Consider the following 14,233-nt stretch of genomic DNA (forward strand, 5'->3'; position numbering starts at 1 on the left):
ACCGATAGACGAACGGGCCATTACATTAATTTTGTAATGCGAGTGCAAAAATACAACTAATTTTGATTTCTGCAAGACCTTGTATAAAAATTTTTATTTTTTTTTAGTATGCCTTAGCAAAAAGAACTCTTCCTTTAGACGGAGCACCAGTAAACATACATCTTCCCGCTTCTTCTACTCTATCTAAAGCGATACATCTGATAGTGGCTTTTGTAAGTTCTTTTATCTTTTCTTCCGTTTCAGCAGTACCATCCCAATGAGCTGCTAAAAAGCCTCCTTTGGTTTCCAATAGCTCTTTAAATTCTTCAAAAGAATTCACTTCAGTTATATGAGTATCTCTGTATTCCAATGCTTTAGCAAACATATCATTTTGAATAGTTTCTAATAAATTTTGAATATACGATGCTACACCTTCTTTAGAAACTACTTCTTTTGATAAATTATCTCTACGAGCAATTTCGTAAGTTCCATTTTCTAAATCGTTTGGTCCAAGGGCAATTCGAACTGGAACTCCTTTTAATTCCCATTCTGCAAATTTGAATCCTGGTTTTTGTGTATCTCTATTATCATATTTAACTGAAATACCTAATTTTCTAAGTTCAGCAGTTAAACCATTCACTTGTTCTGAAATCGCATCAAACTGCTCATCTGTTTTATATATAGGTACAATAACCACTTGAATTGGTGCTAAATTCGGAGGTAAAACCAAACCTTTATCATCTGAATGCGTCATTACTAAAGCACCCATTAAACGCGTTGAAACTCCCCAAGAAGTTCCCCAAACATGTTCTTGTTTTCCTTCTTTGTTAGCAAATTTCACATCAAAAGCTTTGGCAAAATTTTGACCTAAAAAGTGTGAAGTTCCCGCTTGCAATGCTTTTCCATCTTGCATTAAAGCCTCAATACAATAGGTTTCATCTGCTCCAGCAAAACGTTCAGTTTCGGTTTTCAAACCTTTAATTACCGGAATTGCCATGAAATTTTGAGCAAAATCAGCATATACATGCATCATTTTTTCTGATTCTTCAATCGCCTCCTGACGAGTTGCGTGAGCCGTATGACCTTCTTGCCATAAGAACTCAGCTGTTCGTAAAAACAAACGTGTTCTCATTTCCCAACGCACTACATTTGCCCATTGGTTAATAAGTAAAGGTAAATCACGGTAAGACTGTACCCAACCTTTATATGTTGACCAAATAATTGCCTCACTTGTAGGACGAACAATTAATTCTTCCTCTAATTTAGCATTTGGATCTACCATCAATTTTCCCGGTCTTTCCTCATCATTTTTCAAACGATAATGTGTCACAATAGCACATTCCTTAGCAAAGCCTTCCGCATTTTTTTCTTCTGCTTCAAACATACTTTTTGGCACAAACAAGGGGAAATAAGCATTACTATGTCCGGTTTCTTTAAACATTCTGTCTAATTCGGCTTGCATTTTTTCCCAAATTGCATAGCCATATGGTTTGATTACCATACATCCTCTTACTCCAGAATTCTCTGCTAAATCAGCCTTTACGACTAGTTCGTTATACCATTTGGAATAATCTTCTGCTCTTGTTGTTAAGTTCTTGCTCATTATATATATTTTGGCACAAAAATTGTTTGTATAAATTTTAACTAATTTGTTCGGCAAAAATAGTTAAATTTGAGGTGTCCAACAATAAAAAAAAGAGCTATGAAAACTTTTTACCCAATTAATTCGAAAAATATTGCATTTTCCTTAATGGGATTACTAGCAATAATAACTACTTCATGTGGTTCCTATCAAAACTCATCTTACTACGATAATGATGGTGTTTACGGTTCTGAAAGACCTACCACTCAGGTAGAAAACAAATATTCTGAACAAAATTTAGAAAAATCGAATGAATACGCACAGCAGTTTAAAGCTATGCAAGAAGATTATTCTTACTTTACTGATGTTGACAATTATAATTCTCAAACACAAGATACTGTAGTAACCGTTTACAGAAACGAATCTAACAACAATTACGCCGGATGGGGAAATAACTCATCTGATGTAACCATAAATTATTATGATAATGGATGGGGCTGGAATAACTGGTACTCTCCTTATTGGGGTTATTCTAACATTGGCTGGGGAGCTGGTTGGGGTTGGAATTCTTGGTATGGAGCAAACTGGGGTTGGGGTTGGAACTCATGGTACGGCCCAGGTTGGGGCTGGGGTTGGAATAACTGGTATGGAAATAATTGGGGATGGAACGGATATTATGGCAATAATTGGGGATGGAATGGCTACTATGGAAGAGATGTAGTATACAATGGTGGAAGAAGAGGCGGCACAGGATACCATAATCCATCTAACAGAGGAAGAGATAATTATTCTAATGGAAGAACAAACACGCCTAGACCAAACTTTAACGGCACTAGAAATAATCCTAGAACACAAAATAACGGAATTAGACCTTCGGTTAATCCTAGAAATACTCCAAGAGAAAACTCAACAGGAACACCAAGAAACAACAATTATTCTACTCCAAGAAGCAATAGTTCTACACCAAGAACCAATAACTATTCAACTCCAAGAAGCAATAATAACTATTCAACTCCAAGAAGTTCTTCGGGAGGTAGTTTTGGAGGCAGCTCATCAGGAGGCGGAGGTCGTTCTGGAGGTGGAGGATCTAGAGGGGGTAGAGGTTAATTAAAATTGTATTTACATATGAAAAAGATATTTTTAGTAATAGCACTTAACTTGTCATTCTTTTCAATTGCTCAAGAAATGACTACAAATGATGCACTTAGATATGCCGTTGAAAATATGAATGGAACCGCTCGCTTCAGAGGAATGAGTGGCGCTTTTGGAGCAGTTGGTGGCGATTTATCAGCTATCAACATTAATCCAGCGGGTTCCTTATTTTTTAACAATAATTTTGCGAGTGCTACTATTTCAAGCTTTAATAATAGTAATAATGCTAATTACTTTGGAACCAAAAACAAAGAAAATTTTAGCACATTAGATTTAAATCAGATTGGTGCTGTATTAGTTTTTAATGATACTTCTGGAAAATCTGAATGGAATAAAATTTCAGTTGCATTAAATTATGACAACACGAATAATTTTGACAACCGTATATTTACTTCGGGAATAAACCCATTTAATTCTATTTCGAACTATTTTGTTGACCAAGCCAACTTTTTTGCTGATACTCCTTTCAACGATTATCAGTTTGATATGGCTTTCGAAACTTACATTATAGATCCGCATCCAACAACACCAAATCAGTATGTTTCTAATGTATCGCCTGGAGGAAATTATTATCAAGACTATTTTGCAACTTCAAATGGATACAACGGAAAACTAACTGCTAATGTTGCTACAAGTTACAAAGACAAATTGTTTTTAGGAATAAACCTTAACGCTCATTTTACAGATTATGTATTAACTACAAGTTTATATGAAAACAATGATAATCCAGAAAACCCTAGTACACAACCTACAATTAGAAATATAGTTTTCGATAATCAGTTAAGCACCTATGGCTCTGGTTTCTCATTTAATTTAGGTGCTATATATAAAGTAAACGAATCTTTAAGATTAGGAGCTTCTTATGAATCGCCAACTTGGTATAATTTAAACGATGAATTAGTTCAAGATTTATATACTTATGGAAATGTGAATGTTCCTTCTGGAGATGAAAGTCGCTATTACGGAAGTCCTATTTTTGTTTTCCCTACTTACAGATTAAGAACCCCAAGCAAAATCACAGGTAGCGCTGCTTACATTATTAATAAAAAAGGATTAATTAGTATTGATGTGGCAACGAAAGATTACAGTAATATTGAATACAAAAACACTAATCAAAACAATTTTAGAGATTTAAACTCTCAAATGAGCACAGAATTAAAAAATGCTTACGAAATAAGAATTGGTGGTGAATATAAAATCAAACAATGGAGCTTAAGAGGAGGTTATCGTTTTGAAGAAAGTCCTTATGAAACAGGAGATGTTATTGGAGATTTAACTGGGTATTCTGCAGGTGTGGGTTACAATTTTGGTGAAAGTAAGTTAGATTTATCTTATGCCAATTCACACAGAAATTACAATCAAAATCTGATTTCTTCTGGAATGACAGATACTGCAAGAATTAGAAATGTTCAAAACAATGTATCATTAACTTATTCCATAAACTTCTAAGAAAGAAAAAACATATTAAACCACTTCTTCAACCGAAGTGGTTTTTTTATACCCAAACCATAACTACTAGCCCCGATGGAAGCGACATCACGCCTTTTCAGATATAGCGGACAGCGGGACCAAAAACATTAAAAAATTTCCAAACGCTGGTGCTTCTACTGATTATTTTATGTAATTTTGCACCTCAAATTTAAAAGCATGAGAACCAAATCGTTAAAGAAAAATAAAATCAATGTAATTACACTTGGATGTTCTAAAAACACTTACGACAGTGAGGTTTTAATGGGACAACTAAAAGCCAACGGAAAAGATGTAGCACATGAACAAGAAGGCAATATCGTAGTAATTAACACATGTGGTTTTATTGATAATGCAAAGGAAGAATCGGTAAATACGATTTTGGAATATGTTGACAAAAAAGAGCAAGGTTTAGTAGATAAAGTATTCGTTACCGGATGTTTATCTGAAAGATATCGCCCAGATTTAGAGAAAGAAATTCCAGATGTTGACCAATATTTTGGAACTACAGAATTACCACTTTTATTGAAAGCTTTAGGTGCCGATTACAAACACGAATTACTTGGTGAACGTTTAACTACAACGCCAAAAAACTACGCCTATTTAAAAATTGCTGAAGGTTGTGATAGACCTTGTAGTTTTTGTGCAATTCCTTTGATGCGTGGAAAACACGTTTCGCAACCTATTGAAAAATTGGTAAGAGAAGCAGAAGGTTTGGCTAAAAATGGTGTAAAAGAATTAATTTTAATTGCCCAAGATTTAACTTACTACGGATTAGATTTATACAAAAAACGTAATCTTGCCGAATTACTTGAAAACTTAGCTAAAGTAGAAGGTATCGAATGGATTCGTTTGCATTATGCTTTTCCAAGTGGTTTTCCAATGGACGTTTTAGATTTGATGAAACGTGAACCAAAAATTTGTAATTATATTGATATTCCGTTGCAACACATTTCAGATGATATTTTGAAATCGATGAAACGTGGAACAACAAAAGAAAAAACAACAAAATTATTACAAGAATTTAGAGAGCGTGTTCCTGGAATGACAATTAGAACTACTTTAATTGTAGGTTATCCGGGTGAAACTCAAAAAGATTTCGAAATTCTACGTGATTGGGTTCAAGAAATGAAATTTGAACGATTAGGATGTTTTACCTACTCACATGAAGAAAACACAGGAGCTTTTGCTTTAGTTGACGATGTTCCTCAAGAAGTAAAACAAGCTCGTGCCGCTGAAATCATGGATTTACAATCGCAAATTTCATGGGATTTGAATCAGGAAAAAATTGGTCAAACCTTCAAATGTGTAATTGATAGAAAAGAAGGTCAATATTTCATTGGAAGAACAGAATTTGATAGCCCAGATGTAGATAATGAAGTATTGGTAGATGCTTCAAAATACTATTTGAAAACAGGTGATTTTGTAAACTTAAAAATAACAGATGCTACAGAATTTGATTTGTATGCCGAACCAATATCATAAACTATGAAAAAAATATTCTTTTTAATTCTTATCGGTTTTTCATTTTTCAATTCAAATGCACAAGTAGACAGGCGGATTGGCACAGGTCAATACAAAAATGGAAACCAAAATAAAAAAGTTGATTTAGTTGAAACTTCTGTAGAATCTCTAAAAGAAAAATTAAATTTAGATGGTTTTCAAGAAGCTATAGTGCGAAATCTAGTTAAAGACAATCAAGCTAAATCAAAAGAAATAATTGAAGCTGTTAGTTATAGTGATATAGAAAAGAAAAACCTACTCACAGAGCTAGGAGAGAAATTTAATACGGAAATTAAAAAAATATTGCTTCCTGAACAGATAGAAAAATACGAAAAACTCATTTCAAAAAATAAAAGATAAATCCTCGAAAATGATAAATATCATATACCTGTTTAGAATTGATTACTAACTTTGAGTATAGAAATTTAAAACCAGCATTATGATAACTAAACATCCTATTTACCAAGATTTCCCTGAACACGCAGACAAGATTAAAGTCCTGTTTCATAATAATGATGAATTTCAGGTTTTATTAAACTCTTACGCAGAGTTAGATAACAAAATTTACAAAATAGAAACCGATGAAGAGCTTGCTATGGATGACGAATTAAGTCATTTGAGAAAAGATAGAGTTTTTTTAAAAGATGAAATTTATACTTTTTTAAAAAATAGTTAGAAAATATTCTACAAAAAACCGCTTTAAAAGCGGTTTTTGTTTTATTAATAATCTCTAGTTTTCTAAAACTCTATTAATTTGAACAAAACGTCTTTTATAATATGGCTCTTCAGTAGAAGAAATAATTACGCCTGCTTGAACTGAAGAATGAATAAATTTAATTTCATCGCCGTTAATTTCGGTAATCATTCCAACGTGATTGATACTTCCTCTACCATTTGTAGTAAAGAAAATCAAATCTCCTTTTTGCGCTTGACTTCTATCAATCTTAAAACCAGCACCAACAGCCATTGAACTTGACGAACGAGGTAAAGTCATATCAATATTTTTAAAAGTAGAAAACATCAAACCCGAACAATCAAAACCAGCACTTGTAGTTCCTCCTCCTCTATAACGAGTTCCAATATATTGTGATGCCTTAGCTATTAAGAATTCAGCCTTAGACATATTTTCTGGAGAAAGCTCTTCAATTTCTTTTGAAGCTTCAACTACAATATTTTGATTTTTTTCTAATTCGACATTTCCCTTCTTAACAATAACTTCATAACCAATAGGCAAGTTCGCTACGATTTCAGGATTCATTTCTTCTAAATCTTTAACACTGACTTTGTACTTTTTCGAAAGTTTATATAAAGTTTCTCCTTTAGTAACCGTATGCACTTTATTTCCTAGCTCATCGGTACATAAATTAGCATCCATATTAGTTGGATTTAAAACTTCAGCAACAACTATTTTTGTCTCTTTAGGCTTTTTTTCTTTTGGAGATTCTTTTTTAGCAGAAATAACTATTTTATCACCGATTTGAATCGCCTCTGGCTTGATATCAGGATTTAATTCTTTTAATTTTTCCAGACTAATATCGTATTTTTTTGCAATTTTATAAAGCGATTCACCTGATTCTACGATATGAGTTTCGGAACTTAAATTCTTAGATGAATTAACTTCTCTCTTATCTTTTGATTTTGATTTTGATTTTTTATTCGGAATTAACAAAACTGTCTTTAATTGTAACAAAGCGCCTTTCGATTTAGGATTTAATTCATAAATATCCGATTCGCTTACTTTATACTTTTTAGCAATGGAATAAATAGATTCTCCTTCCACGACAGTGTGTTTAATAGTCTTTTGTGAAAAAACTATACTACTGCAGAAGAAAAGAAAAAAAGTTACAATTTGTATTAATCTCATTTAGAATTAGTTTAGATGGGTTATAGCTATTTTTAAGGTTTGCAAGATAAAAAAAACTCCCTTTAAAGAGGGAGTTTTAACATTATTTTAAATTCAAAACTAAATTAGGCTTTACCAGCCGCAATTAAGTTTAAAGCAGAACCAGCCACAAACCATCCAATTTGACTATCGTTGTAGGTATGATTTGCTAAAATTATATCTTTTGTTCCATCAGCGTGAACAAATTCCAATGCTAATGGTTTTCCTGGCGCAAATTCAGTTAAATCTAAGAAGTTAATCGTATCATCTTCTTGAATTTTATCATAATCTAATTCATTAGCAAACGTTAAAGCTAACATTCCTTGTTTTTTCAAATTCGTTTCGTGAATACGTGCGAATGATTTCACTAAAACTGCTTTCACACCTAAGAAACGTGGTTCCATAGCAGCATGCTCACGTGAAGAACCTTCACCATAATTATGATCTCCCACAACAATGGAAGGAACACCCGCTGCTTTATAAGCTCTTTGAACCGCAGGAACTGCATCATACGCTCCCGTTAATTGATTTTTAACGGAATTTGCTTTTCCATTGAATGCATTTTCTGCACCAATTAACATATTATTTGAAATATTATCTAAGTGACCACGGAAACGCAACCAAGGTCCAGCCATCGAAATGTGGTCTGTTGTACATTTTCCAAAAGCTTTAATTAATAATTTGGCTCCTGTATAATTTTTACCATCCCAAGCGTCAAAAGGTGCCAACAATTGCAAACGATCTGAAGTTTCAGAAACGGCAACTTGAACGCTAGAACCATCTGCTGCTGGCGCTTGGAAACCTGCATCTTCTACATCAAAACCTCGCTTTGGCAATTCATCACCAAATGGAGCATTCAATTTAACTGCTTCACCTTTATCATTCAACAACGTATCAGTTAACGGATTAAAATCCAAACGACCTGAAATTGCTAAAGCAGCTACCATTTCTGGCGATGTTACGAAAGCATGCGTATTTGGATTACCATCTGCTCTTTTAGAAAAGTTACGATTAAATGAATGTACGATAGTATTTTTTTCTTGTTTATCTGCTCCTTCTCTATCCCATTGTCCAATACATGGTCCGCAAGCGTTTGTAAATACCTTAGTTCCCATTTTTTCGAAATCAGCAATAATGCCATCTCTTTCAATAGTATAACGAATTTGCTCTGAACCTGGATTAATTCCGAATTCTGCTTTTGGAGTGATGCCGTGTTCCACCGCTTGTCTTACAATAGAAGCAGCACGTGCCATATCTTCGTAAGAAGAGTTAGTACAAGAACCAATTAATCCCCATTCCACTTTTAAAGGCCAACCGTTTTGAGCTGCTTCCTCTTTCATTTTAGAAACAGGCGTTCCTCTATCAGGTGTAAAAGGTCCGTTAATGTGTGGTTCTAATTCTGATAAGTTAATTTCGATTAATTGATCAAAATATTGAGCAGGATTTGCATACACTTCCGCATCAGCTGTTAAATAAGAAGCTACTTTATCGGCAGCATTTACAACATCTTGACGACCTGTTGCTGCTAAATATCTTCGCATAGAATCATCGTAACCAAAAGTTGAAGTTGTTGCTCCGATTTCAGCACCCATGTTACAAATGGTTCCTTTACCCGTACAAGACATTGCTTCTGCACCTTCACCAAAATATTCGACGATAGCTCCCGTTCCACCTTTTACAGTTAAGATATCAGCTACTTTTAAAATTACATCTTTTGGAGCGGTCCATCCCGATAATTTACCTGTTAATTTTACCCCGATTAATTTTGGAAATTTTAACTCCCAAGACATTCCTGACATTACATCAACTGCATCGGCACCACCAACACCAATGGCTAACATACCTAAACCACCAGCATTTACAGTGTGAGAATCAGTTCCAATCATCAAACCACCCGGGAAAGCGTAATTTTCTAAAACGATTTGGTGAATAATTCCTGAACCTGGTTTCCAAAATCCAATTCCGTATTTGTTTGAAACAGACGAAAGGAAATCGAAAACTTCTTTGGATTGTTTATTTGCTAATGCCAAATCTTCTCTAGCACCATTTTTTGCTAAAATTAAGTGATCACAGTGCACCGTTGTTGGAACTGCAACTGTCTTTTTTCCAGCGTGCATAAATTGCAATAAAGCCATTTGTGCAGTTGCATCCTGACAAGCCACTCTATCTGGAGCGAAGTCAACATAATCTTTACCTCTTGTGAATGTCTGAGTTGGCATCCCTTCCCATAAATGCGAATACAAAATTTTCTCAGACAACGTTAATGGACGTCCAACAATGTCTCGAGCTTTATCCACTCTAGCAGCCATATTAGCGTACACTTTTTCAATCATTTCAATATCGAATGCCATAGTAATTATTTTATTTAGTTATGTTATTTTAAACCTGCTAATTTACAAAAAAATGAACAGATAAAAAACAAAAAAAGCCTAAGCATAACTTAGACTTTTTTATTTTATAAAAACTCATTATATTATCCTACTAATAGCTTGTGAGATGGTGCAAACTTAGTTAAGTTGATTCCTTCAACAGCTAATTTATATTCTTCAATTGAAGGTGTTCTACCTAAAATCGTAGATAAAACTACTACTGGAGTAGATGACAATAAAGATTCTCCTTTTTTCTCTGCTGTATCTTCTACAACTCTTCCTTGGAATAAACGTGTTGATGTTGCCATAACTGTATCTCCTTTAGACGCTTTTTCTTGGTTGCCCATACAAAGGTTACAACCTGGGCGCTCTAAATACAACATGTTTTCATATTCTGTACGAGCAGCAGCTTTTGGTGCATTATCATCAAATTCGAAACCTGAATATTTTTGTAATACTTCCCAATCACCTTCTGCTTTTAATTCATCAACAATGTTGTATGTTGGAGGAGCAACTACTAATGGCGCTTTGAATTCCACTTTACCTTGTTGTCTCTCGATATTTTTAAGCATTTGCGCTAAGATTTTCATATCGCCTTTGTGAACCATACACGAACCGATGAATCCTAAATCTACTTTTTTGTCACCTCCGTAGAAAGAAAGTGGACGAATTGTATCGTGCGTATATCTTTTAGAAACGTCTTTATTATTTACATCTGGGTCAGCAATCATTGGTTCAGCGATTTGATCTAAATCCACTTCAACTTCTGCGTAGTATTTTGCATTAGCATCTGGACGTAAAGCTGGTTTTTCACCTGATCTGATTTCAGCTATACGTTTGTTTGCTTTGTCAATTAATCCTTGAAGTACACGGTTTTTGTTGTCCATGCCTTTATCAATCATGATTTGGATTCTTCCTTTTGCAATTTCTAATGATTCGATTAACGTTTCATCTTCAGAAATACAAATAGAAGCTTTTGCTTTCATTTCGGCAGTCCAATCTGTAAAGGTAAACGCTTGGTCAGCCGTTAATGTTCCTAAATGCACTTCGATAATTCTTCCTTGGAAAACATTTTCTCCACCAAATTTATGTAGCATTTGCGCTTGTGTAGCATGCACTACATCACGGAAATCCATATAACTTGCCATTTGTCCTTTGAAAGTCACTTTTACTGATTCTGGAATTGGCATTGAAGCTTCACCCGTAGCTAAAGCAAGAGCTACCGTTCCTGAATCTGCACCGAAAGCAACTCCTTTAGACATTCTTGTATGAGAATCTCCACCAATAATGATAGCCCATTCATCAACCGTAATATCATTTAATACTTTGTGAATAACGTCTGTCATCGCATGATAAACGCCTTTTGGATCACGAGCTGTGATTAAACCGAAGTCGTTCATAAATTGCATTAATTTAGGAATATTAGCTTGTGCTTTTTTATCCCAAACTGAAGCTGTATGACAACCTGATTGATAAGCTCCGTCAACAATTGGAGAAATCACAGTTGCTGCCATAGATTCTAATTCCTGAGCAGTCATTAAACCAGTAGTGTCTTGAGAACCTACAATATTTACAGTTACACGAACATCAGAACCTGCATGTAATGCTTCTTTGGAAATTGTTCCTACCGAATTTCTATTGAAGATTTTTTCAACTGCCGTAAGACCTTGTCCTTCAACTGAAACTTCTTTTGAAGGCGCGTAAACTAATGGAGCTTCAATTCCAAGTGTTTTAGCTGCGAAAGTTTGGATTTTTTTACCGAAAACAATCGCATAAGAACCGCCTGCTTTAATGAATTCCATTTTCTGAGGCGTGAATGCTTTAGAAATGTCGATCAATTCTTTATCTCCGTTGTATAATTTTTTTGTTTTTGTATTGATGGTAAGAACCGTTCCTGTTGCTACAGAATATACTTCTTCTAAAACTGGATCACCACTTTCATTACGAACTACTTCTCCATTAGCATCTGTCTTTTTTACCCAGTTTTTCAAATCTAAACCGATACCACCAGTTACATCAACTGTAGTTAAGAAAATTGGAGAAATTCCGTTTGTTCCACCTACGATTGGAGCAAAATTTACGAATGGCACGTAAGGACTTGCTTGTTTTCCTGTCCAAAGTGCTACGTTATTTACACCCGACATACGAGAAGAACCTACACCCATTGTTCCTTTTTCAGCAATTAACATTACCGATTTATCTGGATGTTGCGCTTGTAACGCTTTAATTTCTTCTTGTGCTTGAGGCGTAATCATACATTTTCCGTGTAATTCACGGTCAGAACGCGAGTGCGCTTGATTTCCTGGAGACAATAAATCGGTTGAAATATCCCCTTCACCAGCAATAAATGTTACAACTTTAATTTCTTCAGCTATTTCTGGAAGTTTTGTAAAGAATTCTGCTTTAGCATAACTTTCTAAAATTTCTTTTGCAACAGTATTTCCTTTTTCAAAAGCATCTTTAATACGAGCCATGTCTGCATCGTAAAGATAGACTTGCGTTTTTAAAACATCCGCTGCCTGATTTGCAATATTTGAATCATTTCCTAAAGCTAAATCCAATAAAACCTCAATTGAAGGCCCACCTTTCATGTGTGATAACAATTCAAAAGCAAAAGTTGGAGTGATTTCAGCAACCGCTTCTTGACCAAGAATAATTTCTTTTAAGAATTTTGCTTTTGCTCCAGCTGCAGGAGTTGTTCCTGGCAATGTGTTATAGATAAAAAACTTTAAACAATCTTCTCTGTTTGCATTGTTTGCATCTTTAATTTGAGCAATGATTTCGTTTAACAAATCAGCTCTATCAATTGGTTTTGGGTGTAATCCTTGACCTTTTCTTTCTTCAATTTCTTTAATATACTCTTTATAAAGATTCATTTCAGTAGCTAATGCCATACTATAAATAAGTTAATTAGTGTTTGTTGTATTTTTTTGTGGCACAAATTTAATAAATCTTAATCAGATTTAAAAATTTTTAATAAAAAGCCTAAATAGAAGAATTATTATTTATAAAGATTCTATTTTGATGTTTATTTTTCAATAAAAATGAATAAAATGAAAACATATTGAATAATTCGTAATTTAAAATGAAAGTTTTATTAAATTATCAAAAAACGATATTCAATTTTATGAGAGTCACAAAACAAGTGAATTAAATTACTGTTTATCTCTCAAATTCATCATTGGTTTTTCGTAAAATCTGTACAAAATGTAGGACAATAAAAAAGTTATGGTTAGATAAATTAAAGTAAAAAAATGTCTTTCAGAAGATGATAAAACAGTCGTATCAACAAAATACTTCATTAATTGTAAGATAATACTGTAATGAAGTAAATAAATAGAATATGAAATTTTACTTATCAATTCAACAGGATACAAAACTGGATTAGTGTACGTTTTCCATTCGGAGAAGAAAGGTAACAAAAACGCGAAAGCGAATGAAGTAATTGGCAAATACAAAACATTCCAAAAAAACGGATTTTGTTCAATTGTTAAATTCAGTGGAATAATTCCAAACATTAAAAAGAATAAAATTCCAAAGCCTATTATAGCAAAAATCCCTCTAAAATGTTTCCAAATACTATTATAATTAAAAGAAAACCACGCGGCTAAAACCCCAATTAAAATAGCATCTATTCGATAAATCAAAACCGATTTTAAATTTAAATTCCAATCTGACAAATTTGAAATTTTATGTTGGGAATGATAATAAAATTTATTCATCCAGAAAACCAAAATCAAAGCTACAATTACCAATAAAAACAATTTTTCCTTGTTTTTTACCTTACTTAATCCCACAAAAAATAATGATAATGGCAAAAGCAAATATGTAAATTCTTCAATAGATAAACTCCAAGATTCCGGGAAAAAACCAGGTGATTTTGATGCTGAATTTTGCAAAAAGAGAAAATAACTTCCTGTGTTTTCAATCGAGAATCCAAGAAAAAAAGCAATCAAAATATTTAAAATCAATACCAAATAATAGTTAGGTAATGTTCGAAACCAGCGTCTTTTTAAGAAATGAAAAACTGATTTTAAAGTAAAATTTTCGTTGATAAATGTTTTACACAGAATTGAACCAATCAAAAAACCACTCAAAACAAAGAAAAGCTCTACACCCCAAAAACCAAAAAGTTCGAATAATGTCGGGATGAAAGCGTTGCTTTTGGGATAAATCCAAAGTACATGCGAACACACTACCATTATAATTGCAGCTGCTCGTAATATATCTAAACCGAAGATTCTTTGTTTAAAATTGAGTTCCAAATTCCTTTATTGATTTACTAAAGTAATAAAAAAA

General features: G+C 33.6%; 10 protein-coding genes. 5 read left to right on the forward strand and 5 right to left on the reverse strand.

The annotated features are described in order from the left end of the window. Positions 1 to 103: 103 nt before the first annotated feature. Positions 104 to 1,582, reverse strand: a complete 1,479-nt coding sequence (gene proS / locus B2741_RS05095; RefSeq protein ID WP_291136034.1) for a proline--tRNA ligase — start codon at positions 1,580 to 1,582, stop codon at positions 104 to 106. Positions 1,583 to 1,681: 99 nt separating this feature from the next. Between proS and B2741_RS05100 the strand changes: the two genes are divergently transcribed. From B2741_RS05100 to B2741_RS05120, 5 genes are all read left to right on the forward strand, one after another. Next, entirely contained in the window at positions 1,682 to 2,668 is a 987-nt protein-coding gene (locus B2741_RS05100; RefSeq protein WP_291136036.1) for a hypothetical protein, read from the forward strand. An 18-nt stretch (positions 2,669 to 2,686) separates the two neighbouring features. Beyond that, positions 2,687 to 4,162 (forward strand): OmpP1/FadL family transporter, encoded by a 1,476-nt coding sequence (locus B2741_RS05105; RefSeq protein ID WP_291136038.1) that lies wholly within the window; start codon positions 2,687 to 2,689, stop codon positions 4,160 to 4,162. A gap of 198 nt (positions 4,163 to 4,360) precedes the next feature. After that, a complete protein-coding gene (gene rimO, locus B2741_RS05110; RefSeq protein WP_291136040.1) occupies positions 4,361 to 5,665 on the forward strand; it encodes a 30S ribosomal protein S12 methylthiotransferase RimO in 1,305 nt (434 codons plus the stop codon). 3 nt (positions 5,666 to 5,668) lie between these two features. Further along, complete coding sequence (locus B2741_RS05115; protein WP_291136042.1) at positions 5,669 to 6,043, forward strand: hypothetical protein; 375 nt, start codon at positions 5,669 to 5,671, stop codon at positions 6,041 to 6,043. Between the two features lie 79 nt (positions 6,044 to 6,122). Beyond that, entirely contained in the window at positions 6,123 to 6,359 is a 237-nt protein-coding gene (locus tag B2741_RS05120; protein ID WP_291136044.1) for a YdcH family protein, read from the forward strand. A 54-nt stretch (positions 6,360 to 6,413) separates the two neighbouring features. Here B2741_RS05120 and B2741_RS05125 read toward each other — a convergent pair whose 3' ends face one another. The 4 genes from B2741_RS05125 to B2741_RS05140 all read right to left on the reverse strand — a co-directional run bounded on the left by B2741_RS05125 (position 6,414) and on the right by B2741_RS05140 (position 14,199). Continuing rightward, positions 6,414 to 7,463 (reverse strand): peptidoglycan endopeptidase, encoded by a 1,050-nt coding sequence (locus B2741_RS05125; RefSeq protein ID WP_291136046.1) that lies wholly within the window; start codon positions 7,461 to 7,463, stop codon positions 6,414 to 6,416. A gap of 188 nt (positions 7,464 to 7,651) precedes the next feature. Further along, the gene (locus tag B2741_RS05130; protein ID WP_291136047.1) at positions 7,652 to 9,916 is read right to left on the reverse strand and encodes an aconitate hydratase; all 2,265 of its coding nucleotides are present in this window, start codon (positions 9,914 to 9,916) and stop codon (positions 7,652 to 7,654) included. 122 nt (positions 9,917 to 10,038) lie between these two features. Then, positions 10,039 to 12,810 (reverse strand): bifunctional aconitate hydratase 2/2-methylisocitrate dehydratase, encoded by a 2,772-nt coding sequence (locus B2741_RS05135; protein WP_291136454.1) that lies wholly within the window; start codon positions 12,808 to 12,810, stop codon positions 10,039 to 10,041. 279 nt (positions 12,811 to 13,089) lie between these two features. Further along, positions 13,090 to 14,199, reverse strand: coding sequence for an acyltransferase family protein (locus B2741_RS05140; RefSeq protein WP_291136048.1), 1,110 nt, complete (start codon positions 14,197 to 14,199; stop codon positions 13,090 to 13,092). Between the last annotated feature and the right edge of the window lie 34 nt (positions 14,200 to 14,233).

Origin of the sequence: Flavobacterium sp. UBA7663, from assembly GCF_002483315.1 — a bacterium.
In the GTDB taxonomy this organism is placed as follows: Bacteria; Bacteroidota; Bacteroidia; order Flavobacteriales; family Flavobacteriaceae; genus Flavobacterium.